Raw genomic sequence first — 25,469 nt, forward strand, 5'->3', positions numbered from 1 at the left:
GAATTGACGGGATCGTTCGAAAAATTTGAATGACAAATAAGTTATTGAATATTAATAAATTCAGTGAATGGATTTACGTTTCTTGCCGTTACGCTTTACAGACGCGCCGGTGAGGGCACATTTTGCGAAACCTGCGGTGAAAATTCGTGCACAAAAAAGAAACCGCTTGCGTGGCGATGCCGCCGCCAGGCCAGTCATCGCAACTGGCTGTCTTTCGAACCCCTGCGATTATATCCTGCGTGCGACGCATTATGTGAATCTTTCTCCTGTTGGCAGGCGATACACAATCGGACGCCGGGCACCGCTTTGCGCCGCGCCTCGGGGATCGGCTCCCCGCACTCCTCACAGTTTTCCAGGCTCTCGCCCTGCGGGATTTCACCCCGCGCCCGCGCCACCGCATCTTCAATGGTACTGTTGATCTGCTCGTTAACGGCGTCATCATTCGCCCAACCGGAAGCCATACTCCCCTCCTGACAGGATATTGCGCTGTACAGTAACTATGGGGTGAAAAAACGCACAATCAAGGCGCAGGGCTAGATTTCAGACCATTCACGCAGCAGGTTATGGTAGAGGTTGAGCAGGGAAAGCACTTCGTCGCTTTCACCATGACGGGTGCGCAGAGCCTGGATGTTGCGATCCAGGTCGAACAGCATGGCGCGCTTTTTATCGTCACGGATCATCGACTGGATCCACATAAAGGAAGCCACCCGTACCCCTGCGGTTACCGGAGTCACGCAGTGCAGGCTGCTGGAGGGGTAGAGCACCAGATCCCCCGCCGGAAGCTTGACGCTGTGCTGGCCGTAAGTGTCGTTTACCACCAGCTCCCCGCCCTCGTAGCTGTCGGGCTCGCTTAAAAAGAGGGTGGCAGAGAGATCGGTGCGCATCCAGCCGCTCTGCGGGTGACTGCGCACCGCCCCGTCAACGTGAAAGCCGTAGGTCTCCTGCTGCTGATAGCGGTTAAACAGCGGGCTGGAGATCTGGCGCGGCAGGGCGGCGGCAAAAAAGAGCGCGTGCTGATTCACCGCCTGCAACACTGCCGCCTGCAGGGTGGCGTACAGCGGGCTTTGAGTATCGACCTGCTGATTGTTTTTGACCTGCGCCCCCTGGTTGCCCACGGTGGCGCGGCCGTCGATCCACGGGGCCTGATCCAGCTGAGCGCGGAACTGCGCCACCTCATCGGGGTTCAGCACGCCCGGAATGTGATACATCATAAAAAGTTCTCCGAAAGGTGGGGCCGAAGCCCCACGCGGGATCAGAAGTGCATGTTCGCCGTCAGCATAAAGGTGCGCGGCTCGCCCGGATGGTAACGGTAGCCACTCTTGTTGATGGAGGCGACATAGTCTTCATCAAACAGGTTGTAGACGTTGAGCTGCATATCGAGGTTGCGGTTAACGCGATAGCCCAGTTTGGCATCGGCCACCCAGTAACCTTCGGTAAAGGACGGAGTACCGACCGCACCGTCAGAGCCACGGTGCATGCTGCCGATATAGCGCCCACCGGCACCCACGGAGATCGCATCCGTGGCCTGGTACTGGCTCCACAGGGTGAAAGCATGTTCCGGAGTATACGGCAGGGAAGAGGTGCCATCCTGGGCCACGTCATTGCCGGTGCGCACGCTGGCACGCTGCTGGGTATAACCGCCAATCACCTGCCAGGCCGGGGTGATGTTGCCCGCGGCAGAGAGTTCATAACCTTCAATACGTTTTTTACCGTACTGCGAGTAAGTTCCGTCATCATTCTGCTCGACTTCGTTTTCGATGTCGGTGCGGAAGATCGCCGCGGTCAGCAGGAGACGTTTATCCAGCACTTCCCACTTGGTGCCCAGCTCGCTGGTCTTGGCCTTCTGCGGTTTAAAGTCGGTGCGGTTGGCGCTGCTGCCGGTGCCGCCCTGGGCCAGGGCAAAGTTATTCCCACCCGGCGGTTGCTGGGAAATAGCGTAGTTGACGTAGACGTTGCCGTGCTCGGTCAGATGATAGAGCGCACCGGCTTTCCAGTTGACCAGGTTGCCCGAGGTGGCGGTATCCACGGTAGTGACCGGGGAGCCTTTTGGCGTGCCAGCCGGGCAGGCAACCGCCCCGCGACCCGTGCCGCCGCAGATGCTGGCGCTGTCATACTCGGTATGGTAGGTGTCGAGACGGATGCCGCCGTTCAGCTCAAAATCACGGGTGATTTGTAGCGTATCGAAGGCGTACAGGCCGAAGGTGTCGGTCCGGCCGTTGGCGTTGGCCCCGCTGTTGTTCAGGCCGCCCAGGCTGACACTGCTGCTCGGGTGATAGATATTCACCGGCGGTGGAGTGATGGCATCCACGCCGTAGTTGGTCTGGGTTTCGCGGGTGAACTCCACCCCGGTGCTGATATCGTGCCCGACGCTGCCGGTATAGAACTTCGTTGTCAGGTTGGTCTGGTTGGTCAGGATCTTATTGCTGACATCTTTGGTGTTGGCGTTACGCGACCAGGTCCAGGTATCCACATCGTTACGATTCGGCTGAGTGATGTTGCTGGCTCCACCCATCACCGCAGTCATCAGATAATCCTGCTTCACCCGCGACCAGCGTGTGGTGTTACGCAGGGTGGTGTTGTCGTTGAAGTCATGCTCAAAGCGCATCGTAGCGGTGTCAGAGGTGGAGTCGTCGTAATCGGAATCGGTGCCGTAGAAGTTGCTGGTGTCCACCTTGCCGGAGTGGTTCAGCGCCGCGGTGCCCGCCGATGGTGCAGAGTAGCCCGGCAGCCCGATGGTCGGGATGCCGCCATCCGGGGTGTTGTGCTGGGTCACGTGCAGGTAGTTCAGATACAGACGGTTCTCCGTTCCCAGGCCAAAGGCGAGGGAAGGGGCCACGCCGTAGCGTTCGTTTTTGACGTTATCACGCCCTTCGTCGTGGGTCTTTTCCCCCATCAGGTTCAGACGAAACGCTGAGGTATCACCCATCACCTGGTTAATGTCGATCGTCCCGCGACGCATGTACGCGCTGCCGATGCTGGCGGAGGCATCAATGCCCGAGTCCAGACGCGGCTGTTTGCTGATCATATTGATCGAGCCGCTGGGGGCGCTACGTCCGTAGTCGCTGCCGGAGGGGCCTTTAATCACTTCGACCTGTTCGGTATTGAAGGTGTCGCGCGTGGTGGTGCTGATGTCGCGGATCCCGTCAACGTAGATGCTGTTTGAGGTGTCCACGCCGCGCATGTACACCGCGTCGCCGGTGGTGGAGTTGCCGTTTTCACCGGCAAAGAAGGCCCCCACGCCCGGGACGTTTTTCAGGGCGTCGGTCAGGTTGGTGGTGCCCTGATCCTTCAGCACCTGCTCGGAAATCACGGTCATGGTGCGGGTGGTATCGGCTACCGGGCGGCTGAACTTGGCGTCGGCAGACTTTTGCGGCGCATAGAGCGAAGGCTGGGCCGCTTCCACCACCAGGGTGTCGTCAGTTTTGTTCTCGTTATTATCCGCAGCAAGCGCACTCGCTACCGGAGAGAGACCGATACACAGCCCCGCAAAAAAGGTCAGCGAGCTGAAGCTGTTCGGAACGTTGCGATTTTTATCCATATTGTTTAGCGACTTATAATTTTTAGAATCGAGTTTCCATTACGGTGTCAGGCAGGTCTGTGCCTTTTCCTGTGCCACGTGAATATCCGTAATGAACCTACAAATGATAATAATTGTGATAAACATTATCATTTGGCGTGACTTTTTATCACTCTCGTAAACAAAATGAAATACGTAAATTTACATTCTCTGCTAAAAAACTTCACAAAGTGGATTTTGGGCAAAAAACGAACTGCACCCCAGAGGATGCAGTATGTAGTGCAGAGCGGGGGACTATTTGTAGATGGTGGCAGTACCAAACATGGTGTTGTCGCCGCTGGCAGAGTTAACAATATAGCCTTTGGCACCTTGTTCACGCGCTTTTTCAGCCAGTTTATCCTGCAGGTCGTCGAGGTTACGTGCGCCCGAAGCCTGCACCGTTCCGGCTGGCCTGAGTTGGCCGGTATCGCTGCTGCTGAGTGATTCAATCGACCATGCAGCAAACGACGCGCCTGCCAGTGAAGCGGCAGCGAGCATTACCAGGTATTTTTTCATAATCACTTCCTCTGATTGACAACGGGGTGATGCACACTAAGTGTAGAACGGGTCAGAGTGTGATTTAGTGCAAAAAATTGATGATGATCTGCTTATTTTTTGAACAACATTTTTTGACAATTTAATGACAAATCAACTACATACAGGTGGCTGATTTATAGTGGTTTCTTCTGCGGCGCAGAGAAATATTTACCGTTGCGCCCGCAAGGGGTATCTTACGCCGCTGTTTACAGGAGAACGCCATGACACCCGAGAAGCCGGGGTTGCACCCACGCAACCGCCACCGCAGCCGTTACGATATGAATGCCTTATGCGAGAGCTGTCCGGCACTACGCGAATTTATCACCCAAACCCCGACGGGCGAGCCGACGGTGAACTTTGCCGATCCGCAGGCGGTGAAGACGCTGAACAAAGCACTGCTGATGCATTTCTACGGTGTGGCGCAGTGGGATATTCCGGACGGCTACCTCTGTCCGCCGGTACCAGGACGTGCTGACTACATTCACCATCTTGCCGATCTGCTGGCGGAAGGGAATAACGGCGCGGTACCTGCCCAGGCGACAATCCTCGACATCGGAACCGGCTCCAACCTGATCTACCCCCTGATTGGCGTGCATGAATATGGCTGGCGCTTCACCGGTAGCGAAGTGGACCCGCAGGCGTTTGCCAACGCCACTGCCATCATTAACGGCAACCCCGGTATGGCCCGCGCCATTCGTTTGCGCCGCCAGAAAGAGGCTTCCGCCATTTTTGCCGGGGTGATCCATAAAAACGAACAGTACGATGCCACCCTGTGCAACCCGCCGTTCCACGATTCGGCGGAAACCGCCCGGGCGGGCAGCGAGCGTAAGCGCCGCAACCTCGGCCAGGCGGCCGATGCCGCGCTGAACTTTGGCGGCCAGCAGCAGGAGCTGTGGTGCGAAGGGGGCGAAGTGGCCTTTATCAAGAAGATGATTGCCGAGAGCGCCCAGTTTGCCCGTCAGGTGAAGTGGTTTACTACTCTGGTCTCGCGCAGCGAAAACCTGCCGCCGCTGTATCGCGCCCTGACGGACGTCGGCGCGGTGAAGGTGGTGAAAAAAGAGATGGCCCAGGGTCAAAAGCAGAGCCGCTTTATCGCCTGGACCTTTATGGATAACGACAAACGCCGCCAGCGTTAACGGTTTTTTTACAGCGTTGGCTCCTGAGGCGAAGAGGGTGCCGGGCCCGGCGACGGCAGCAGCTGATACATCTGCACCGGCATCCGCACTTCCGCCAGGTCGAAATGTTTTTTCACCATGCTGTCGAGGGCGAAACGCACCGTCCATTGCTTCAGCGGCTGGGTGGTGAAGGAGACGCGCAGCGTAAAGGCGGTGCTGGTCAGCCCGACAATCCCGGCAAACGACGGCTCGCCGATAATCAAACCGCGAATATCCTCTCTCTCCAGCAGCTCATCCACCGCCGCTTTTAATGCGGCTTGGGCTTTCTCAGCATCTTCATGCCTGTCCACATCGTAATTCGCGACTACCGAACCGATGCCGCGGACAAAGTTGGCGAAGGTGGTGATCGAAGACCATGGAATAATATGGTATGCGCCGGTATCCTGGCGTACCCCCACGGAACGAATCGACATCCGCTCTACGGTGCCGGTCAGCGGCCCGATAGTCACCAGATCCCCGGTGTTCATCCCATTTTCAAACTGAATGAAGATCCCGGTAATGATATCCTTCACCAGCGTCTGTGAGCCGAAGGAGATCGCCAGTCCCAGTGCCCCGGCACCCGCCAGCAGCGGGGCGATATTCACCCCGATCTCCGACAGCACAATCATGATGGTGATGGTGCTGATCACCACCGCCAGCGCGTTACGGAACAGGGTTAACAGCGTGCGGGCGCGAGCGCTGGGCAGCGGGCGACCATGAATATCCGACGCCAGACGGTTCTCAATCAGGCTTGCCAGAATCGTCCAGCCGATGGCGGAGAAGAACAGGATCAGCGCGATGCGGATCAAAATATCCACCGTCTTTTCGCCGGCGCCGTTGTGCAGCCAGTTCCAGAAGTCGAACAGTCCCCAGGCGCTGAGCAGCAGCATGATGGCGACACTGACCGTCAGGAACCGGGCCACCTTCAGCGACATGGAGATCCAGCCGTTGAGCCGCTTCTGTAGCTCCGGGTAGTTGCGCTGCACGTGCGGCGACAGGGTGATGGTTTTCGCCAGCCAGCGCGACAGCAGCCCCGACACAAAGGCGGCGATACCGACGATGGCCAGGCTGCGGAAGGTGGCACCCATCATAAACTTCAGGCTATTTCCCGGATCGAACAGGGAGAAGAAGCACAGCACGATAAAGTAAGCGCTCGCCAGCCAGTGCCATACCAGCGCAAAGGCGCGAATAAACAGGCTGAAGAAGGCGAGAGAGCGGTCGGCAAGGTGGAGCAACCCCTCGGTAATGGCACGTTTGTTGTGAAAAATCAGGTACAGCGCCCAGACGGTGATGCACAGCATAATCAGCACGTTGGCGAGGGCGCCGATCTGGACGTTAACCTGATTGGAGATAATAGGCACCGCCACCAGCAAGCCATAGCCGATCATGCTGCTCAGAATGCTTAGCCGGAGCGACCAGTAGTGGGCGGCGCGATCGCTAATCCCAAAGGGACGCAGATCCGGCACCCGCGGGCAAAATATCAGCCGCAGGATCGCTTTGAAGAACTCAATCAGCGCGAAGGCGTTGAGGAACAGCGTCTGCTGGAAGGCGATGGTGGGGTTGCCGGTATTAAGATATTCGCTGAGGATCTGGCCGACAAACAGGGTCAGCGCCAGCAGCAGCAGGTCGATAATAAAGGCGCTGGCGATGGTCAGCGGCAGGTGGATCCAGCTGCTGGTTTCCCGGTTCTTTCTGCGTCCCCAACTGCCCATCTTGCGGTACAGCGGCCAGGCGCAGAGCCTCACCAGCCAGTAAAAGGCAAAGACTAACCCGGCGAGGAGCAAAAACTGCCGTGCGGCAACGACGAAGGTCTGCGGGTTAAAGGCTTTATGCGGAGAGCCAATCAGGTTGCGGTACAGCTGGGCGAAACGGGATGAGAGCGCATCGCCGTAATGACGGCTAATATCGGTCACGTTCTCCAGCACGGTCTTCTCTTCTTCGATCTCCGGCGGCGTGATTTTGGGCACCGGCTCCTGCGGCGGCGTGGCGGCCACGCTGCGCAGCTGGGTGATCAGCTCCTGACGTGAGGCGTCATTTTCCAGCACGTCTGCCAGCGCGGAATAGGCGGCTTTCTTCTGCTCTACGTCCGGCTCGGCAGGCGGAGTTGTTGCTTCACTGGCGGCAGCAGCGGGAATGCCCGGCAGGCTGACCGCCTGAGCAGGCAGGCAAAACAGGCTTATCAGAAGCAGCAGGATCCAGGGCACAGCGTCCTCCGGTGACAATATTGTGCAAAGTGATAAGTATAGAAGGCGAACGGAAGCGGGGGTTTTTTGGGAAGATTCCGGGGGAATAACAGGCCGGGCAAGCGTTAGCGCCGCCCGGCGAGACATTACGAAACGTGCTGGAGGAAATCCTGCAAACGCTGGCTCGGTGGGTTCTCAATCAGTGCCTGCGGATTGCCATCTTCGGCAATACGGCCTTTATCGATAAAGATCAGACGCGAAGCCACTTTCTCGGCAAAACCGATTTCGTGGGTCACGATCACCATCGTCATCCCTTCTTCCGCCAGATCCTGCATAACTTTCAGCACTTCGTGGCGCAGTTCCGGGTCGAGGGCCGAGGTCGGCTCATCAAACAGCATCATTTTCGGTTTAACCGCCAGCGCACGGGCAATCGCCACACGCTGCTGTTGGCCCCCGGAGAGCTCAGACGGGTAGTGATGCCCGCGCTCCGCCAGCCCCACTTTTGCCAGCAGCTCTTTTGCCAGCGCTTCTGCCGCCGCTTTGTTGGCACCGCGCACGCGCAGCGGGCCGAACATCACGTTCTCCAGCGCCGTCAGGTGCGGGAAGAGGTAGAACTGCTGGAACACCATCCCGGCTTCCTGACGGATCAGGCGCTCGTCCACTTTCGGATCGTTGACCTTCAGGCCATCAACAATCAAATCGCCGCTGGTGATCTCTTCCAGCTTGTTGATGCAGCGCAGTAGGGTCGATTTACCGGAGCCGGATGGCCCGATAATCACCACCACTTCGCCGGTCTGGATCTGCAGATCGATATTGTGCAGCACCTGGGTCTGGCCAAAATGCTTGGAAACGTTTTTAAATTCAATCACAGGATTTTCATCCTTCTTTCAAGACGACGCAGCACGAAGCTCAGTGCCAGGGTAATAATCAGATAGACCACCGCAACGGCGCTCCAGATCTCCAGGGCGCGGAAGTTACCGGCAATGATCTCCTGGCCCTGACGGGTCAGTTCAGCCACACCGATAACAATAAACAGCGAGGTATCTTTAATGCTGATGATCCACTGGTTGCCCAGCGGCGGCAGCATGCGTCGCAGCGCCAGGGGCAGGATCACGTGGCGGATGGTTTCGCGACGGGAGAGACCCAGCGCCAGACCGGCCTCGCTAAAGCCCTTGTGGATCGACAGCACCGCACCGCGGGTGATCTCAGCGATATAGGCCCCGGAGTTGATCATAATGGTGACCACCGCCGCGCTGAACGGGTCAATGCGCAGATCGGTAAAGGCCATCGGCAAGGCGAAGTAGATAAACATCACCTGCACCACAATCGGCGTGCCGCGAATCACTTCGATGAAAACCAGCGCTACGTGGTTGGCTATCCAGCCGCCGTAGGTGCGGGCAAAACCGGCAACGAGGCCGATAATCAACCCGCCAACCAGACCGAGGACCGAAATCCACAGGGTCATTTTGGCGCCTTCAAGCAACAGAGGAATGGCAGGCCAGATGGCGCTCCAGTCAAACTCCATGATGTGTTCCTGTATACCGTGGTGAAAACAACAGGGGGCGAAGTTCGCCCCCAGGATAATAACTGCTCAGAACCTGATTATTATTTTGGCTCAGTTCCGAACCATTTTTTGTAAATTTCGTTGTAGGTGCCGTTGTCGCGCAGGGTTTTCAGCGCGCCGTTCACCTTAGTACGCAGGTCGTCGGAGCCTTTCGGGAAGGCGATGCCGTATTCCTGTGCTTCCAGGGAATCACCTACCGCTTTGAACTTGCCGTTGCCTGCGGTTTTGATGAAGTACAGGATGTTTGGCGTGTCGTGCAGCACAGCGTCAGCACGGTTGGTGCCGAGTTCCATGTAGGCGTTGTCGATGTTCGGGAACTGACGCAGGTCTTTGGTTTTGATGTTGGCTTTGGCGTAATCAACAGAGCCGGTGCCGCTCTTCACCGCGACCACTTTACCGTCGAGATCTTTCGCGCTTTTTACGTCGTTGTTGTCCGCTTTCACCATCACCAGCAGGCCGCTTTTGTAGTAGCCGTCAGAGAAGTCGATCGCTTTTTTACGTGCGTCAGTGATGGTGATACCGGCCAGCGCCAGGTCAACGTTTTTAGTTTGCAGTGCCGGAACGATGCCGCTGAAGTCCATTGGCTTCAGGGTGTAGTCCAGTTTCAGTTCTTTCGCGATGGCCGCCCACAGATCCACGTCAAAACCAACGTACTGATCGCCCTGTTTAAATTCAAACGGTACGAAGGCGGTGTCGGTGGCAACAATCAGTTTTTTATCAGCGGCCTGAGAAGAAACCGCAAAAGCCAGGGTAAGTGCAGCCAGTGAAACTTTTAATACAGACTTCATAGCATTTCCTTTTATATCCACGGGGCGATCCCCTGCGAGAACGAACGGCTCTATGAAAAAATCGTGCCAACTTTACAAGGGGTTGTTTTTAAAAGGCCAGCACGCATTTCATTGCACAAAAGGTGTAGCAATGACGGCAGATTGCACCATAACGAAGCACTGTTTTGGTGCAGAGAAACGCCATCACTAACGGTTATGCTATTAAGCGCAAATCTTGATGAGAAAACAATCTTTCGTTAACGATTGTGTGAGGTGATTATTACAAATCCTTTACTTTTGCGGCGGGAGAGGAGAAATGACTGCACTATAAAAGTGCAAAACCCCCGCCGAGGGCGAGGGTGTGATAGCAAAATGCTATGGATTACTCGATGTTAGACTCGATGAACCACAGGAACTGATCCAGGTCGCGGGAAGCGGCGGTCAGGATGTCAGCGGTATCTTCGTCTTTTGCTTCACCAATCGCTTTACGCACGTCATTTGCTACGACAGCGTAACGATCCGCCAGCTCTTTCAGGTGGTCCTGCACGCTGTGGATATCCAGCGGGTAGCTTTTCAGCGCTGTTTTGCTGTTGATCACCTGAGTGGTGCCCAGCGCCACGCCGCCCAGCTGCACGGCACGTTCAGCCATGGTATCCAGATGGGTAGTCAGTGCAGTACGGAAGCCATCCAGCATCTCGTGTACACCAATAAAGTTTGCGCCGCGCATATTCCAGTGGGCCTGTTTGGTAATCAGCGACAGGTCAATGAACTGGATCACCTGGCGATTCAGCAACTCAATCGTCGCTTTCTTATCGCTGTCAGAGACATCGTTACGGGTATAGAGCAGATTAGGTGCTTTTGTTTTTACCAGTTTAGCGGTAGGCATAATCTCATTTCCTCTTGATGTTGGCGTCCAAAGTAATTTCCGAAATCAAGTATAGCACCGGCTATAGAAGGCGCGATTGGGTACTGCCTATTGGTTTAATAGTGAAAGGCGGGTTGTGATAGTTAACTCATTGAAAATAAAGTGTTATTTATATTGAAGGGTAAATTTATCTTATTTTTCACTGGCCTGGCGAGGGGATAAGGCGATATTTCAAAATAATGACACTAAATGCGAATGGGAATATTTTGCCGGGAAGCCGCTTCCCGGCGAAATAAGGGTGGCTAGCGGATATCCACCTCTTCGACTTTGCTCTCCCGGCGCAGGGTAAGCGTCGACCCCATCGAGGCGGCAATGATCGAGCATAACGCCAGGGTCTGGGTAAAGGTCAGGGATTCGCCGAGGAACACCATCCCGGACATCGCCGCCAGCGCGGGCTCCATGCTCATCAGGGTGCCGAAGATGCGCGTCGGCAGGCGCGTCAGGGCAATCATCTCCAGCGAGTAGGGGAGCGCGGTTGAGAGCACTGCCACCGCCAGGCCCACCGGCAGGATCGACCACTGCCAGATAGACTCGGTAGCCTGGGCCATCCCCAGTGGCACAAAGACGATAGCGGCAATCAGCGAGCCCAGCGCCACGGTGGCCGGGCCGTGCTCTTCCCCGGCACGCTGCCCGGTGAGGATATAGACCGCCCAGCAGGCACCCGCTCCCAGCGCCAGCGCTGCACCGGTCAGGTCAACGTGCGAGACGTCCTGCCCCAGCGGCAACAGAAACCACAGCCCCAGTACCGCCAGCACTACCCAGACGAAATCCACCGGACGACGGGAGGAGAACAGGGCCACCGCCAGCGGGCCGGTAAACTCCAGCGCCACGGCGATCCCCAGCGGCACCGTCTGAATCGACAGGTAGAAGAGATAGTTCATCGCCCCCAGCGACAGCCCGTACAACAGCAGGGGCAGGCGCTGCTCTTTCTGGAAACGTAACCGCCAGGGTTTAAAGATCACCACCAGGATCAGGGTGCCGAGCGCAATACGCAGCGCCGTCACGCCAGGGGCACCCACTATCGGGAAGAGCGATTTTGCCAGCGAGGCACCGCTCTGAATAGAGAGCATGGCGATGAGAATGACTACTATGGGCAACCAGACCGGCGCCCTGCGAGACAACCCAGGCATCCTTTCTCCTGTCAGTTTCTGTCAAAGGAAGTAAAGAGGGGGAGTGTAAAGGAAATAACGCCGTGCGGTTGAGACTTTGTTGAAAAAAAGTCGCCGTAAATCCGTAAAATGGCCTCATAGCGCCGGGTGATTTCTGTAACAGATTAGGAATTGTCTGGATGAATGTATTGTGACTGACGCGCATTCTTAGCTCATCGCAACACAAATTCAGTGTTTTTTGAACAAGATAGCTGTGGTTGGAAATGTTTAGTTACATGAAAAGCCACGTTAGACATCACGAAGCACAAAGAGTTTCACAAGATTTTTTGATATATTTAAAACTTACGGATTTACTTGAAGCACATTTGAGGTGGTTATGAAAAAAATTGCATGTCTTTCAGCACTGGCAGCTGTTCTGGCTGTTTCCGCAGGTTCCGCTGTAGCAGCGACCTCTACCGTGACTGGCGGTTACGCTCAGAGCGATATGCAGGGCGTGATGAATAAAACCAACGGTTTCAACCTGAAATATCGCTACGAGCAGGACAACAACCCGCTGGGTGCTATCGGTTCCTTCACTTACACTGAGAAAGACCGTTCCGAAGACGGCGCTTACAACAAAGCTCAGTACTACGGCATCACTGCTGGTCCAGCTCTGCGTCTGAACGACTGGGCAAGCATCTACGGTGTTGTGGGTGTTGGCTACGGTAAATTCCAGCAGACTGAAAACCAGGGCTTCAACCGCACTGCAACTAACAGCGACTACGGTTTCTCCTATGGCGCTGGTATGCAGTTCAACCCAATCGAAAACGTTGCGCTGGACTTCTCTTATGAGCAGAGCCGCATCCGTAACGTTGACGTTGGCACCTGGATTGCAGGCGTAGGTTACCGCTTCTAATCACTTCGGTGAGCCAGTAAAAAAAACCCGCTTCGGCGGGTTTTTTGCAAGGTATAAGCAAAACGGCAGCCTCAGGGCTGCCGTTTTTAGTGTTTGTTCCCTCTCCCCGTGGGAGAGGGCCAGGGTGAGGGCATCAGGCCGCACAATCGTTACCGGCTTTTCGTCTCAAACAGATCCGTCCCCAGATGGTTGTAATCCACTTTCTGCAACTTAAAGTTGGTCACATACACCGGCGGCGCCTTGTCGTTGGTCATAAAGCGGTACTTACTGACGATCTCTTTCGCCTTAATCCCCGTCCACTGCGAGAAGAAGCTTAAAAAATCATTCGCCGAACGGCGCGCCTTGACGATGCGATGGGCTTTATCATCGCTCGACAGCACCATAAACGGTACCTGGAAGTTCTGCTGGAAGTTGTCGTCGTGGGCCAGGTACTGCACCTCTTTCCCGCGCTCTTTAAACGCCAGCCCGTGATCGGAAAAATAGACCATCGAGAAACTCTCCCCGGTGTTTTGCAGCTGGGTATAGAGCTTGCTGAGCAGGTCGTCGGTCTGGGTCATGGTGTAGAGATAGCACGAGGTCTCTTTCGACTGCACAAAATCAGTATATTTCCCCTGGGTGCGATCGCAGGCCTGCGGGTGGGAGCCCATCAGGTGCAGGACGATCAGCTGCGGCTGGGTGCGCTGGGTGCTGAAGACCTGTTCGGTCATTTTCAGCAACGCCTCATCCCGGGTGTTTTTATCCGCCTCAAAATCACCGCTTTTCAGGAACTGCACTTCGTCAGCGCGTTTAGCGATGCTGGCGATAGCCGTATCGTATTCACCGATCTGCCCCTGGTTGGAGAACCACCAGCTCTGGAAGCCGGCGCGGTTGGCCAGGGTGACAAAGTTATCCTGATACTGCGGCTTGTTATCCACCACCCGGTTGAGCGTCAGCCCGAGCGACTTCTGCGTTGAACCACTGGCGGCAACGTAGTCGGTAAACAGGGTGCCGTTGACCTTGCTGGCGAACGGGGTGTTGTTCCAGTGTCCACCGAAAGCGCCCAGCGCGTCACGACGGGCGCTTTCACCGATCACCACCATATAGATATGGTACTTGGGTTTCACCGCCAGCACGTTCCAGGTGTCCTTCATCTGCGACAGCGCGGCCATCCGGGCCTGCTCCTCAACCACTTCCTGGTTATTTACCACCACATCTTTGACAAAGCGAAACACCGGATAGCCCGTATCTTTCAGCTTGAAGACGCCGCCCCAGGCCAGGTTTTGCACCGGGGCGACAAAAAAGGCCACCAGGCTGAACACCAGACACAGGCCGTCGATTTTGCTCCAGGCCTTTTTAGGCTGCGGCTTACGGCGCACGGCGATAACGCCGAGCGCAAAGATAAACAGGCCGACGACGTAGCTGTACCACGGGAAGATGGTGAGGATCTCCGTCGACTCCTCCATGTTGGTGGAGTGCATCGCCAGCAGGGTATTGAAGTTTGGCGCGCCGTAGGCCTGGCCAAAGGGGAAATACATCGCCGCCACCAGGGAGCAGATCCCGAGCAGCCCTTTTTGTACCCGTGGCGCGCTCAGCCAGAGCAGATGCAGCACACAGGTAAAGGCAACGGCATACAGCAGGCTGAAGGGGTAGCCAAAGGCAAAGTTAATCAGCAGCGACTGTAAAAAGTAGAATCCGGTCCACGGGCTTAAGGCCCGGCTGCGGGTGATGAGCGTTTCTTTCAGGGTTAAATTCATAGGTCACTATCGTGAAAACGCCATGTGCTCACCCTGGCGTCAAGGGTCAAAACCTGCCTGAGAATGCGTAGAAGGGGAGAGGAGGTCCGCATCTGCGAGCCGCAAATAGTGCAGGGCTGCAAGAAGATAGAGCCAGTGGCCGTTAAGGTCAACAGTTATAAAGGGGGTGTTTTGCGAAGGGGATTACATTTCCGCAAAAAAGGTCCGGGCATAGCGTGGAGACGAGCAGTATAGAGGGGATAAATGACACAAAAATGAAGCGGCGTACCGCGACGCCGCTTAGTTCGAAGGTTTGTTCTGCTGGGGTTTGCCGTTAATGATGTCGCAAATCATATTCAGCAGCATTAAGCGTACTTTAAAGGGAGAGTGGCTGAACACGCGTATACACCTCTTGAATTCGTTCATCGTGACCTCCTGCGGGTTGATCCCTTCGATCCGTGAAGGGTGACTGCATTACATACAGATATAGCACAGGCTATATTATATGGCTATGGCTATATCGTTAATTTTTTGTGGTTGTGTAGTGATGGTTTACAATGGCCGCTTATCTATTGATACGCTTGATGTGTCCCCCGCTTGAGGAAGCACAATGAACCGCCGTGCAGGTAATCCAACAACAAAAAAAATGACGCAACTGGTCAATGTCGAAGAGCATGTCGAAGGATTTCGCCAGGTTCGGGAAGCACATCGCCGCGAGCTGATCGATGATTATGTCGAGCTGATCTCAGATCTGATCCGCGAAGTGGGGGAGGCCCGTCAGGTGGATATGGCCGCGCGCCTTGGCGTCTCTCAGCCGACGGTGGCAAAAATGCTCAAGCGTCTGGCAACGGTTGGCCTGATCGAAATGATCCCCTGGCGCGGCGTGTTTCTTACCCCGGAAGGGGAGAAGCTGGCGCAGGCCAGCCGCGAGCGCCATCAGATTGTCGAAAACTTCCTGCTGGTGCTGGGCGTCAGCCCTGATATCGCCCGCCGAGACGCCGAAGGGATGGAACATCACGTCAGCGAAGAGACGCTGCAACAGTTCCAGGCCTTTACGCTGAAATATGGATCCTCCGCAGAATGACCCTGCCAGGCTTGCGGGCGCTGGCCCGGGATCGCTTCTTTCATCTGTTGTTGATTATCGGGGTCGGGCTCAGCTTTCTGGTGCCCTTCGCCCCTGAGCGCTGGCCTGCCGCCATTGACTGGCACACCATTATTACTCTCGCCGGACTGATGATGCTGACCAAAGGGGTCGAGCAGAGCGGGTTTTTTGACGTACTGGGGCGTAAGCTGGTGCGCCGTTTCGCCACCGAGCGACGGTTAGCGCTGTTTATGGTCTTCTCCGCGGCGCTGCTGTCGACCTTCCTGACCAACGATGTGGCGCTGTTTATCGTGGTGCCGCTCACTCTCACCCTGCGCAAGCTGTGCGAAATCCCGGTCAACCGACTGATCATCTTTGAGGCGCTGGCGGTCAACGCCGGGTCGCTGCTCACCCCGATTGGCAACCCGCAGAACATCCTGCTGTGGGGACGATCCGGGCTGTCGTTTGCCGCCTTCACCTGGCAGATGGCCCCCCTGGCGCTGGTGATGGTGCTGACCCTGATAGCCCTGGGCTGGTTCGCCTTCCCGGCAAAACCGCTGCACTATCACAGCGGCAGCACGGCGGCCCAGTCGAAACCGCGGCTGGCGTGGAGCTGTCTGGCGCTCTACCTGATGTTTGTCGTGGCCCTCGATCTCAAACAGGAGCTGTGGGGCGTGCTTCTGGTGGCGGGAGGTTTTCTGCTGCTGGCTCGCCGGGTGTTGATAAGCGTCGACTGGACGCTGCTGCTGGTCTTTATGGCGATGTTTATCGACGTCCATCTCCTGATTCAGGTTCCGGCCTTGCAGGGGGTGCTGCAAAACGTGACCCATCTGACCCAGGGCCAGCTATGGCTCACCGCTATCGGCCTGTCCCAGGTGATCAGCAATGTGCCTTCCACCATCCTGCTGCTTAACTATGTCCCACCAACCGCGCTGCTGGCGTGGGCGGTGAATGTTGGCGGCTTTGGCCTGCTGCCGGGATCGCTCGCTAACCTCATCGCCCTGCGGATGGCCAACGATCGCCGGATCTGGTGGCGCTTCCACCTGTGGTCCCTGCCGATGCTGGCCTGGGCCGGGCTGATCGGATTCGGATTATTCCTTCTCAAATAGTGCCCTATTTGTAAGGTTTTCCTGGCAAATGTATAGCAACGTCCTAACTTTAGTGAGCGGCATAAATTGTGATGCCGTTCACTAACAGGACGGATGCTGTTCTATGGCGGAAGAAAACCAACCCTCTGAAAACACCGATAATAAAGAGACTCAACGTAAACGCCCCGGCAAAAAGCCGCTGATTATTCTGGGCATTGTGGTGATCGTGATGGTCATTGTGGCGCTGGTATGGTGGTTTATGACCCGTAACCAGGAGACCACCGACGACGCCTTTACCGAAGGCGACGCTGTAACCATTGCCCCCAAAACCGCAGGCTATGTCACCGAGCTGCGGGTGCGCGATAACCAGCGGGTGAAAAAGGGCGATCTGCTGGTGACGATTGATCCCCGGGACACCAGCGCCCAGCGCGACCAGGCCAAAGCCCAGCTTGGCCTGGCTGAGGCCCAGCTGCATCAGGCCCAGGCGCAACTGGCGCTCTCGAAGGTGCAATACCCGGCCCAGCGCGATGAAGCCAACGCTCAGGTGATCAAAGCCCAGGCGGATCTGGCCAATGCTGAGGCGGAGTATCGCCGCCAGCGCGGCGTCGATCCCCGCGCCACCACGCAGCAGAGCATCGATGCGGCCAACGCCCAGTTGCGCAGCGCCCAGGCCCAGCTTGCCAGCGCTAAAGCGCAACTTGAGGTGGCCTCGCAGGTGCAGCTGCAAATTCGCCAGCAGGAGACCAACGTCGAAGCCCGGGAGCGTCAGGTGGAGCAGGCCCGCGCCCAGCTGGAGACCGCAGAGCTCAACCTCTCTTACACCGAGGTCCGCGCCCCCTTTGATGGCTATATAACGAAACGCAACGTCCAGACCGGCACTCTGGTGCAGGCCGGCACCGCGCTCTTTTCGCTGGTCTCGACCGATATCTGGGTGGTCGCCAACTTTAAAGAGTCGCAGCTGGAGCGGATGCGTCCCGGTAATAAGGTCACGCTGAGCGTCGACGCCTGGCCGGATCTGGAGCTGGAAGGGCATATCGACTCCATCCAGCAGGGGAGTGGCTCGCGCTTTGCCGCCTTCCCGTCGGAGAACGCCACCGGCAACTTCGTGAAGATCGTCCAGCGCGTGCCGGTAAAAATCGTTATCGATAAAGGTCTGGATCCAAACCAGCCGCTGCCGCTCGGCCTCTCGGTTGAACCCAAGGTAACCGTGGAATGAGTGAGCACAGCCATGAAAACTGGCGGCCCGCCAGCAACCCGTGGGCGGTGGCGATTGTCGTCACCCTCGCGGTGTTTATGGAGATCCTCGACACCACCATCGTCAACGTGGCGCTGCCCCACGTGGCGGGCTCGCTCTCTGCCAGCTACGACGAATCCACCTGGGTGCTCACCAGCTATCTGGTGGCCAACGGCATTGTGCTGCCCATCTCGGCCTTTCTGAGCCGGGTTTTTGGCCGCAAGCAGTTCTTCCTGATCTGCATCGTGATGTTTACCGTCTGCTCCTTCCTGTGCGGGATCGCCACCGAGCTGTGGCAAATTATCCTGTTCCGTATCATGCAGGGCTTCTTCGGCGGCGGCCTGCAGCCCACCCAGCAGTCGGTGCTGCTCGACTACTTTAAGCCGGAAGATCGCGGCAAGGCTTTTGGCCTGTCGTCCATCGCCATCATCGTCGCCCCGGTGCTGGGGCCGACGCTCGGGGGCTGGATCACCGATAACTACTCCTGGCGCTGGGTGTTCTTTATTAACATTCCGGTAGGGATCGTCACCGTGCTGGCGATCTATCAGCTGCTGGAAGATCCACCCTGGGAGAGTAAATCGAAAGAGAAGATCCCTATCGACTGGACCGGGATTGGCCTGATCGCGCTGGGTCTCGGTTGCCTGCAGGTGATGCTCGACCGGGGCGAGGACGAAGACTGGTTTAACTCGAACTTTACCCGCACCTTCGCGGTGCTGACCCTGGTTGGCATTATCGGCGCCATCTACTGGCTGCTGTATGCCAAAAAGCCGGTGGTGGATCTGCACTGCATGAAGGATAAAAACTTCGCCGTCTCCAGCCTGCTGATGGCCGGGATGGCAATGATCCTGTACGGCAGTTCAGTGGTGATCCCGCAGCTGGCCCAGCAGGATCTGGGCTATACCGCCACCTGGTCCGGGCTGGTGCTCTCCCCCGGGGCGATCCTGATCGTCCTCACCATCCCGCTGGTGCTAAAGCTGATGCCGATTGTGCAGACGCGCTGGATCATTGCCTTCGGCTTTACCTGTCTGGCGGTGTCGTTCTTCTGGTCCCGCACGCTCACGCCGGATATCGACTTCGAGACCCTGGTGCTGTTCCGCAGCGCTCAGTCGATCGGCCTGGGGTTCCTGTTTGTGCCCTTGACCACCATCGCCTTTATCTCGATTCCCCGGCAGCTGAACGCCGACGCTGCGGCGCTGTTTACCATGTTCCGCAACGTGGCCGGGTCGATCGGCATTTCGCTCTCGACGGCGGCCATTACCGAGCGTTCGCAGGCCCACAGCGCCCATCTCGCCACGCACACCTCAGCGTTCGATGAGCCGTTCCAGCACACACTTCGCGAGATGGCGCAGGCGGTGCAGAACTTCACCACCCAGGTGGGCGACCCCGCTGGCATCGCCACCGGGCGCATGTATCAGGTGATGATCGAACAGTCGCGATTCCTGGCCTACATCGACGTCTTCACCATTCTGAGCGTGGTGGCTCTCTTACTGATTCCGTTTTGTTTGTTGCTCTCGCCGGTTAAGAGCGAGGGAAGTGCAGGAGCACACTGATGATTTGCAGACGTTTAAGCCCCCTGATGATAATGCTGTTGCTGGCAGGCTGTGCCGTGGGGCCCGACTACCAGCAGCCCGCGCCGCAAACGCCGACCCACTGGAACGATCCGGGCGACGGCGGGGCGAAATCGCAAACCGCATCCACCGCCATCAATCCGCGCTGGTGGAAAACCTTCGGCGATCCGCAGCTGGACAGCCTGATTGAACGCGCCATTGCCGGCAACCTCTCCCTGCAGCAAACCGTGCTGCGCATTGCCGGCGCGCGGGAGCAGATTAATCAGGCTGGCGGGGCCTTCTTCCCGGCGGTGAACGGCAACCTGCAGGCCACCCGGCAGCAGCTGGGGCTGGAAGGGGAGCTGAAATCCCACGGCGTGTACGATCAGCTGGATGATGTCGATCCCGAGCTGCGCGGGGCGCTGGGGCCGCTGACCCAGCCGATTAACCTCTACCAGGGCAGCTTTGATGCCCAGTGGGAGCTGGATCTGTGGGGCAAGGTGCGCCGTCAGGTGGAAGCCGCCGACGCCCAGCAGCAGGCGGCCATCGAGCAGCGTAACGACGCCCTGGTGTCGCTGGAGGCCGAAGTCGCCCGCGGCTGGCTCCAGCTGCGCGGCGCCCAGAGCAGTATCGCCACCCTCAACACCCAGATTGAGAGCGCGCAGCAGACCCTGGAGCTGACCGACAGCCGCCAGCGCGGCGGGCTGTCACCGCAGATGGACGTGGAGAACGCCCGCGCCCAGCTCGGCAACCTTGAGGCGCAGCTTCCGCAGTATGAAGCCCAGGCCCGGCAGGCGATGAACGGCCTGGCGATCCTGCTGGGCAAACCGCCGGGGGCGCTGGACGGCGAGCTGCAGGCCAGCAAACCGCTGCCCGCGCTGCCGGAGATTGTCCCCACCGGTATTCCCTCCACGCTGGCGCGGCGACGTCCGGACGTGCGTGAAGCCGAGGCAAACCTGCATGCGGCCACCGCGCAGATCGGCGTGTCGGTGGCGCAGCTGTTCCCCAGCGTCTCGCTCAGCGGCCAGTTTGGCCTGCGTAACAGCGAAGCCAGCTGGCTCACCGACTGGAGCAGCCACTTCTACAGCGTCGGGCCGCAGGTTTCCATCCCCATCTTCCAGGGCGGACGGCTGGTCTCCAGCGTGAAGGTCGCCCGGGCGCAGCAGGGTGCCGCGGTGCTGGAGTATCGTCAGACGGTGCTCACCGCGCTGGGGGATGTGGAAAACGCGCTGGTCAGCTACCGCACCGACCAGAAGCGGGAAGCGGGATTGAACAAAACTATCGATGCGCTGCAAAACGCCTTCGACTTGGCAAGCAGTAGCTATCGCCAGGGGATCGCCACCTTTATCGACGTGCTGGATGCCCAGCGCCAGCTGGCTCAGGCGCAGCAGCAGCGGGAGCAGGCCCGGGTACAGAGCGCCCTGGATCTGGTGGCGCTCTATAAAGCCCTCGGCGGGGGCTGGGAGCCGTATCAGCAGGTCCAGCTGCCGGACTACGCCGTCTTTGGCGACGCCCCGCGCGGATAAGTTCAGAGGATTGGGCAAGAAACGGGCAGGAACCGCACATTCGCCGTCGGCGTGAGCCGGGTATAACTATCGGGTACTCAACACACGAGGAGCGTCAAATGCGATATCAAAAACTGGGTAATACCGGCCTGTTTGTTTCTGAGCTCTGCCTCGGGACCATGACCTTCGGCGGCGAAGGCGGGATGTGGGGCAAGATAGGCCAGCTCCAGCAGCAGGAGGCCGAGCAGCTGGTGGGTCGTGCGCTGGACGCGGGGATCAATTTTATCGATACCGCCAACGTCTATTCAGAAGGGCGCTCGGAAGCCATCACCGGCCAGGCGCTGAAAAACCTGAAGGTCCCGCGTGAAAACGTGGTGGTAGCAACCAAAGTCTTTGGCGAGACGGGCACCGCAGGGGTTAACTCCCGCGGCAATTCGCGTCATCACATCATCAGCAGCGTGAAGGAGAGCCTGCAGCGTATGCAGCTGGACTATATCGATCTCTATCAGCTGCACGGTTTTGACCCGGCCACCCCGATTGAAGAGACGCTCTATGCCCTGGATAACCTCGTCCAGCACGGACATGTGCGCTACGTCGGCGTCTCCAACTGGGCGGCCTGGCAGATTATGAAAGCGCTGGGGATCTCCGAGCGGCTGGGGCTGGCGCGTTTTGCCTCCCTGCAGGCTTACTACACCATCGCAGGCCGCGATCTTGAGCGCGAGCTGGTGCCGATGTTGCAAAGCGAGAAGGTGGGGTTAATGGTCTGGAGCCCGCTGGCAGGCGGGCTGCTGAGCGGCAAATACGACCGCGACGGTCAGGTGCAGGGCGGTGGCCGCCGCCAGGAATTTGACTTCCCGCCGGTGGATAAAGCGCGGGCGTTTGATTGCGTGGACGTGATGCGCCACATTGCCGACAGCAAAGGGGTATCGGTCGCGCAAATCGCCCTCGCCTGGCTGCTCCATCAGCCGGTGGTCAGCAGCGTGATTGTGGGGGCAAAACGGGTGGATCAGCTGGACGACAATATCGCCGCGACGGCGATTCATCTCAGCGACGAGGAGCTGAAACAGCTGGATGCGGTGAGCGCGCTGCCGCGAGAATATCCAGGCTGGATGCTGGAGCGGCAGGGGGAATATCGCCGTAACCAGCTGGCGCAGGGGTAATTTTTTGCTGTTCAGAGGAAACTTCCGTTCACCTTATGACCGGTAGACTATGAAATCCCTGCACCCGTGAACGGGAAAAGGGGGCCACCGCGGTCCCCTTTTCAATCCCCGCGGCCCCGCAACGAAATCGGTGCTTCGCACTGCGCTCACCTCCCGACCTCCTGCCTGCGGTCGGCTCAACTCGACGTCCTGTCTCGCTTCGCCTCTGGCCGCCATCCATGGCGTCCAGCCCTGGTCATCCGGTCTCCGGTTCGCCGATTTCAGCGGGACTTAACACCCGTGCCATATTCAGGCAATGAAATGACTTGTTTAAAAATTCTTTCAGAAGATGGTGAAGGTAGAGGGGACGACAGTCCGGCTGAAAATCGCCGAAGCGTTTCCTGTAGGCCGGGGCGAGGCGCATGGATGCGCCGAGAGGGCGTGACCTACATGGATGTAGGATCACGCCCGACCCGAAAGCCGAAAGGAATAAGCTGAGGGTACCGCGAAGCGGCGATTTTCTTTGCCGGGAGCCGGGATTGTTAAGGGGGCGGCGGTAGCCCCCTTAACACGTTCACCGCAGCTGGGTATGCATAATGCAGAGATGCTGTAGTGAACGGAACAATTCCACCGTAATGACAGAAGTGTTCAGTCAAACAATTCTGTCGATCAGTTCAGACGAACCGGCATCCCGGAACGGTTGTTGATCGCTTGCTCAACGATGGTCGCATCCACGTCCTGCTGGCCGGTGATGGCCTGCACGTTGCTGGTCAGGGTGACCGGTACGGTGACGTTGTTGTTGATCTGCTCTTCGCTGGTGGACAGCGGGTTATGCACTTCGAGGTAACGGCTGCCATCCGGCTCGGTAGTTGCTTTTACCGGCTCGTTGATGAACTGCACGCGGGTGCCAACCGGCACATTCTCGAACAGGAATTTGATATCGTCGTTACGCAGACGCACACAGCCGTGGCTCACGCGCAGGCCGATACCGAAGTTGGCGTTGGTGCCGTGGATCGCATACAGACGACCAATGTACAGGGCGTACAGACCCATCGGGTTATCCGGGCCAGCAGGAACAACGGCTGGCAGCGGCTCGCCCGCGGCAATGTACTCGGCGTGCATTTTGGCAGTCGGCGTCCAGGTTGGGCCCGCTTTCTTACGCTCAACTTTGGTGGTCCAGTTCATCGGGGTATCTTTCCCCAACTGGCCGATACCGATTGGCAGCACGATCACCGTGTTGGTGCCTTTCGGGTAGTAGTACAGACGCATTTCGGCGCTGTTGATGACGATGCCTTCATGCACGGTGTCCGGCAGGATCAGCTGCTGAGGAATATTCAGCACGGTACCGCCCTTCGGCAGGTACGGATCGACGCCTGGGTTGGCTTCCATCATGTTGGACAGACCCAGCTGATATTCAGCTGCGAAATATTCCAGCGGCTGGGTGTTACCCTCTTCAATGGTCACAACCTGGTTCTGACCCACCAGACGGCTACCGTCGGTTGGCAGTGGATAGGTGACAGCAGAAGCGGTCTTGCAAAACCCTACTACGGCAAACGCCGCCGCGAAAAGCGAAGTTAATTTCATATTCATGGTGTGCGAGGTATCTGTGCCACTTGGCAGGTTGTTTAAAAGTCTGAACGGTTTAGGGAGCGCATTATATGTGCATTCCTGACCGCATGGAATTCGGATGTGTACTAAATCACACTTTTTTCCGTTTCGTTAAAGTTTAGCGTTATGTTGTTACACGGGATCTCATTTCGGAATTGTGGCATAATGCCGGGTTTATCACACTTCTCGCAGGAATCTCCCGTGTTAGTTACCAGCAACGTCACTATGCAGTTTGGCAGTAAGCCGCTGTTCGAAAACATTTCCGTCAAATTTGGCGGCGGCAACCGTTACGGCCTCATTGGTGCCAACGGTAGCGGAAAATCCACCTTCATGAAGATCCTCGGCGGCGATTTAGAGCCGACGCTGGGCAACGTTTCTCTCGATCCGAACGAGCGCATCGGTAAGCTGCGTCAGGATCAGTTCGCCTTTGAAACGTTCACCGTTCTTGACACGGTGATCATGGGCCACGGTGAGCTGTGGGAAGTGAAGCAGGAGCGCGACCGCATCTATGCCCTTGCCGAAATGAGCGAAGAAGATGGCTATAAAGTGGCCGACCTCGAAGTGCTGTACGGCGAAATGGACGGCTACTCTGCGGAGTCCCGTGCCGGTGAACTGCTGCTGGGCGTGGGCATTCCGGTTGAACAGCACTACGGTCTGATGAGCGAAGTCGCACCCGGCTGGAAACTGCGTGTTCTGCTGGCACAGGCGCTGTTCTCTAACCCGGACATCCTGCTGCTCGACGAACCGACGAACAACCTCGACATCGATACCATTCGCTGGCTGGAGCAGACGCTGAACGAGCGTAACAGCACCATGATCATCATCTCGCACGACCGTCACTTCCTGAACATGGTCTGCACCCACATGGCGGATCTGGACTACGGTGAACTGCGCGTTTATGCAGGTAACTACGACGAGTACATGACTGCCGCGACCCAGGCGCGTGAGCGTCTGCTGGCCGATAACGCCAAGAAAAAGGCGCAGATTGCTGACCTGCAATCCTTCGTCAGCCGCTTCAGCGCCAACGCCTCTAAATCGCGTCAGGCCACCTCCCGTGCCCGCCAGATCGATAAAATTAAGCTGGATGAAGTTAAAGCCTCCAGCCGTCAGAACCCGTTCATCCGCTTCGAGCAGGACAAAAAACTGTTCCGTAACGCCTTAGCCGTCGAAGAGCTGACAAAAGGTTTCGACAACGGTCCGCTGTTCAAAAACTTCAACCTGCTGCTGGAAGTGGGCGAGAAGATCGCCATTCTGGGTGCTAACGGCGTGGGTAAAACCACCATGCTGAAGACCCTGGTAGGCGAACTGGCTCCGGATAACGGGACCGTGAAATGGTCCGAGAACGCGCAGATTGGTTACTACGCCCAGGATCACGCCGAAGATTTCGATAACGATCTGACCGTCTTCGACTGGATGAGCCAGTGGAAATCCGAAGGCGATGACGAGCAGGTGGTGCGCAGCTTCCTCGGCCGTCTGCTGTTCAGCCAGGACGACATCAAAAAGCCGGCGAAGGTGCTTTCCGGTGGTGAGAAGGGCCGTATGCTCTTCGGCAAGCTGATGATGCAGAAACCGAACATTCTGGTGATGGATGAACCAACCAACCACCTGGATATGGAATCGATCGAATCACTGAACATGGCGCTGGAGATGTATCAGGGCACCCTGATCTTCGTCTCTCACGACCGTGAGTTTGTCAGCTCCCTGGCGACCCGCGTGATTGAAATTACGCCAGAGCGCGTGGTGGACTTCAGCGGTAACTATGAAGATTACCTGCGCAGCAAAGGTATCGACGGTTAAAATAAACCCCTCACCCTAACCCTCTCCCCATAGGGGAGAGGGGACTGCCCGGTGCGGTTTTCACCCTC

At 57.4% G+C, this 25,469-nt stretch carries 22 protein-coding genes; 9 read left to right on the plus strand and 13 right to left on the minus strand.

The window, feature by feature from the left end; translation table 11 throughout:
- Window positions 1-194 precede the first annotated feature (194 nt).
- From G7090_RS06940 to mcbA, 4 genes are all read right to left on the minus strand, one after another.
- The gene (locus tag G7090_RS06940; protein ID WP_106992444.1) at window positions 195-461 is read right to left on the minus strand and encodes a DksA/TraR family C4-type zinc finger protein; all 267 of its coding nucleotides are present in this window, start codon (window positions 459-461) and stop codon (window positions 195-197) included.
- Between the two features lie 72 nt (window positions 462-533).
- Window positions 534-1,211 carry a PKHD-type hydroxylase YbiX gene (gene ybiX, locus G7090_RS06945; RefSeq protein ID WP_106992445.1) on the minus strand — a complete coding sequence of 226 codons (678 nt, stop codon included), beginning with the start codon at window positions 1,209-1,211 and terminating at the stop codon, window positions 534-536.
- Window positions 1,212-1,252: 41 nt separating this feature from the next.
- Window positions 1,253-3,538, minus strand: coding sequence for a catecholate siderophore receptor Fiu (locus tag G7090_RS06950; protein WP_106992446.1), 2,286 nt, complete (start codon window positions 3,536-3,538; stop codon window positions 1,253-1,255).
- Between the two features lie 273 nt (window positions 3,539-3,811).
- Entirely contained in the window at window positions 3,812-4,072 is a 261-nt protein-coding gene (mcbA, locus tag G7090_RS06955) for a DUF1471 family periplasmic protein McbA (RefSeq protein WP_106992447.1), read from the minus strand.
- Window positions 4,073-4,314: 242 nt separating this feature from the next.
- Here mcbA and rlmF point away from each other — a divergent pair, with 242 nt between their 5' ends.
- Complete coding sequence (gene rlmF, locus G7090_RS06960; RefSeq protein ID WP_166181919.1) at window positions 4,315-5,229, plus strand: 23S rRNA (adenine(1618)-N(6))-methyltransferase RlmF; 915 nt, start codon at window positions 4,315-4,317, stop codon at window positions 5,227-5,229.
- Between the two features lie 8 nt (window positions 5,230-5,237).
- Here the strand turns inward: rlmF and ybiO are convergent, their stop codons facing one another.
- The 6 genes from ybiO to rhtA form a co-directional block, all read right to left on the minus strand.
- Window positions 5,238-7,451, minus strand: a complete 2,214-nt coding sequence (gene ybiO, locus G7090_RS06965) for a mechanosensitive channel protein (protein WP_106992449.1) — start codon at window positions 7,449-7,451, stop codon at window positions 5,238-5,240.
- A gap of 125 nt (window positions 7,452-7,576) precedes the next feature.
- Window positions 7,577-8,299: a glutamine ABC transporter ATP-binding protein GlnQ gene (gene glnQ, locus G7090_RS06970; protein WP_166181920.1), complete on the minus strand. Its 723-nt coding sequence runs from the start codon at window positions 8,297-8,299 to the stop codon at window positions 7,577-7,579.
- The gene (glnP, locus tag G7090_RS06975; RefSeq protein ID WP_106992451.1) at window positions 8,296-8,955 is read right to left on the minus strand and encodes a glutamine ABC transporter permease GlnP; all 660 of its coding nucleotides are present in this window, start codon (window positions 8,953-8,955) and stop codon (window positions 8,296-8,298) included. Before glnP ends, glnQ begins: the two co-directional genes overlap by 4 nt.
- Window positions 8,956-9,035: 80 nt before the next feature.
- A complete protein-coding gene (gene glnH, locus G7090_RS06980; protein WP_106992452.1) occupies window positions 9,036-9,782 on the minus strand; it encodes a glutamine ABC transporter substrate-binding protein GlnH in 747 nt (248 codons plus the stop codon).
- A 361-nt stretch (window positions 9,783-10,143) separates the two neighbouring features.
- Window positions 10,144-10,647, minus strand: a complete 504-nt coding sequence (gene dps / locus G7090_RS06985) for a DNA starvation/stationary phase protection protein Dps (protein ID WP_106992453.1) — start codon at window positions 10,645-10,647, stop codon at window positions 10,144-10,146.
- A 281-nt stretch (window positions 10,648-10,928) separates the two neighbouring features.
- The gene (rhtA, locus tag G7090_RS06990) at window positions 10,929-11,816 is read right to left on the minus strand and encodes a threonine/homoserine exporter RhtA (protein ID WP_166181921.1); all 888 of its coding nucleotides are present in this window, start codon (window positions 11,814-11,816) and stop codon (window positions 10,929-10,931) included.
- 355 nt (window positions 11,817-12,171) lie between these two features.
- Between rhtA and ompX the strand changes: the two genes are divergently transcribed.
- Window positions 12,172-12,690, plus strand: coding sequence for an outer membrane protein OmpX (gene ompX, locus G7090_RS06995; protein WP_106992455.1), 519 nt, complete (start codon window positions 12,172-12,174; stop codon window positions 12,688-12,690).
- A gap of 149 nt (window positions 12,691-12,839) precedes the next feature.
- Here the strand turns inward: ompX and G7090_RS07000 are convergent, their stop codons facing one another.
- A complete protein-coding gene (locus G7090_RS07000; RefSeq protein WP_166181922.1) occupies window positions 12,840-14,423 on the minus strand; it encodes a phosphoethanolamine transferase in 1,584 nt (527 codons plus the stop codon).
- Between the two features lie 279 nt (window positions 14,424-14,702).
- Entirely contained in the window at window positions 14,703-14,828 is a 126-nt protein-coding gene (mntS, locus tag G7090_RS07005; protein ID WP_106992457.1) for a manganase accumulation protein MntS, read from the minus strand.
- 184 nt (window positions 14,829-15,012) lie between these two features.
- Here mntS and mntR point away from each other — a divergent pair, with 184 nt between their 5' ends.
- From mntR to G7090_RS07035, 6 genes are all read left to right on the plus strand, one after another.
- A complete protein-coding gene (mntR, locus tag G7090_RS07010) occupies window positions 15,013-15,486 on the plus strand; it encodes a manganese-binding transcriptional regulator MntR (RefSeq protein WP_106992458.1) in 474 nt (157 codons plus the stop codon).
- Window positions 15,483-16,592 (plus strand): anion transporter, encoded by a 1,110-nt coding sequence (locus tag G7090_RS07015; protein WP_166181923.1) that lies wholly within the window; start codon window positions 15,483-15,485, stop codon window positions 16,590-16,592. The genes mntR and G7090_RS07015 overlap by 4 nt, the downstream gene beginning before the upstream one ends.
- 103 nt (window positions 16,593-16,695) lie before the next feature.
- Complete coding sequence (locus G7090_RS07020) at window positions 16,696-17,787, plus strand: HlyD family secretion protein (protein WP_166181924.1); 1,092 nt, start codon at window positions 16,696-16,698, stop codon at window positions 17,785-17,787.
- On the plus strand, window positions 17,784-19,355 hold the full coding sequence (locus G7090_RS07025) for a DHA2 family efflux MFS transporter permease subunit (RefSeq protein ID WP_166181925.1): 1,572 nt from the start codon (window positions 17,784-17,786) through the stop codon (window positions 19,353-19,355). The genes G7090_RS07020 and G7090_RS07025 overlap by 4 nt, the downstream gene beginning before the upstream one ends.
- Window positions 19,355-20,878: an efflux transporter outer membrane subunit gene (locus tag G7090_RS07030; RefSeq protein ID WP_166181926.1), complete on the plus strand. Its 1,524-nt coding sequence runs from the start codon at window positions 19,355-19,357 to the stop codon at window positions 20,876-20,878. Before G7090_RS07025 ends, G7090_RS07030 begins: the two co-directional genes overlap by 1 nt.
- A gap of 98 nt (window positions 20,879-20,976) precedes the next feature.
- Window positions 20,977-22,017 (plus strand): aldo/keto reductase, encoded by a 1,041-nt coding sequence (locus tag G7090_RS07035; RefSeq protein ID WP_166181927.1) that lies wholly within the window; start codon window positions 20,977-20,979, stop codon window positions 22,015-22,017.
- A 648-nt stretch (window positions 22,018-22,665) separates the two neighbouring features.
- On the opposite strand, the gene ldtB is transcribed toward G7090_RS07035, so the two are convergent.
- The gene (ldtB, locus tag G7090_RS07040; protein ID WP_106992464.1) at window positions 22,666-23,586 is read right to left on the minus strand and encodes a L,D-transpeptidase; all 921 of its coding nucleotides are present in this window, start codon (window positions 23,584-23,586) and stop codon (window positions 22,666-22,668) included.
- A gap of 219 nt (window positions 23,587-23,805) precedes the next feature.
- On the opposite strand from ldtB, the gene G7090_RS07045 reads away from it, so the two are divergent.
- Window positions 23,806-25,401: an ABC-F family ATPase gene (locus G7090_RS07045; RefSeq protein ID WP_106992465.1), complete on the plus strand. Its 1,596-nt coding sequence runs from the start codon at window positions 23,806-23,808 to the stop codon at window positions 25,399-25,401.
- Window positions 25,402-25,469: the final 68 nt, after the last annotated feature.

The organism is Leclercia sp. 29361, assembly GCF_011290365.1.
In the GTDB taxonomy this organism is placed as follows: Bacteria; Pseudomonadota; Gammaproteobacteria; order Enterobacterales; family Enterobacteriaceae; genus Enterobacter; species Enterobacter tamurae.

Coding starts and splice junctions, on each gene's coding strand:
- ompX (WP_106992455.1), top strand. CDS start 12,172: ATGAAAAAAATTGCATGTCTTTCAGCACTGGCAGCTGTTCTGGCTGTT.
- dps (WP_106992453.1), bottom strand. CDS start 10,647: ATGCCTACCGCTAAACTGGTAAAAACAAAAGCACCTAATCTGCTCTAT.
- rlmF (WP_166181919.1), top strand. CDS start 4,315: ATGACACCCGAGAAGCCGGGGTTGCACCCACGCAACCGCCACCGCAGC.
- ybiX (WP_106992445.1), bottom strand. CDS start 1,211: ATGATGTATCACATTCCGGGCGTGCTGAACCCCGATGAGGTGGCGCAG.
- ldtB (WP_106992464.1), bottom strand. CDS start 23,586: ATGAATATGAAATTAACTTCGCTTTTCGCGGCGGCGTTTGCCGTAGTA.
- G7090_RS07020 (WP_166181924.1), top strand. CDS start 16,696: ATGGCGGAAGAAAACCAACCCTCTGAAAACACCGATAATAAAGAGACT.
- G7090_RS07025 (WP_166181925.1), top strand. CDS start 17,784: ATGAGTGAGCACAGCCATGAAAACTGGCGGCCCGCCAGCAACCCGTGG.
- glnP (WP_106992451.1), bottom strand. CDS start 8,955: ATGGAGTTTGACTGGAGCGCCATCTGGCCTGCCATTCCTCTGTTGCTT.
- G7090_RS07030 (WP_166181926.1), top strand. CDS start 19,355: ATGATTTGCAGACGTTTAAGCCCCCTGATGATAATGCTGTTGCTGGCA.
- rhtA (WP_166181921.1), bottom strand. CDS start 11,816: ATGCCTGGGTTGTCTCGCAGGGCGCCGGTCTGGTTGCCCATAGTAGTC.
- mntS (WP_106992457.1), bottom strand. CDS start 14,828: ATGAACGAATTCAAGAGGTGTATACGCGTGTTCAGCCACTCTCCCTTT.
- G7090_RS07035 (WP_166181927.1), top strand. CDS start 20,977: ATGCGATATCAAAAACTGGGTAATACCGGCCTGTTTGTTTCTGAGCTC.
- mcbA (WP_106992447.1), bottom strand. CDS start 4,072: ATGAAAAAATACCTGGTAATGCTCGCTGCCGCTTCACTGGCAGGCGCG.
- G7090_RS07000 (WP_166181922.1), bottom strand. CDS start 14,423: ATGAATTTAACCCTGAAAGAAACGCTCATCACCCGCAGCCGGGCCTTA.
- G7090_RS06950 (WP_106992446.1), bottom strand. CDS start 3,538: ATGGATAAAAATCGCAACGTTCCGAACAGCTTCAGCTCGCTGACCTTT.
- G7090_RS06940 (WP_106992444.1), bottom strand. CDS start 461: ATGGCTTCCGGTTGGGCGAATGATGACGCCGTTAACGAGCAGATCAAC.
- glnH (WP_106992452.1), bottom strand. CDS start 9,782: ATGAAGTCTGTATTAAAAGTTTCACTGGCTGCACTTACCCTGGCTTTT.
- mntR (WP_106992458.1), top strand. CDS start 15,013: ATGAACCGCCGTGCAGGTAATCCAACAACAAAAAAAATGACGCAACTG.
- G7090_RS07015 (WP_166181923.1), top strand. CDS start 15,483: ATGACCCTGCCAGGCTTGCGGGCGCTGGCCCGGGATCGCTTCTTTCAT.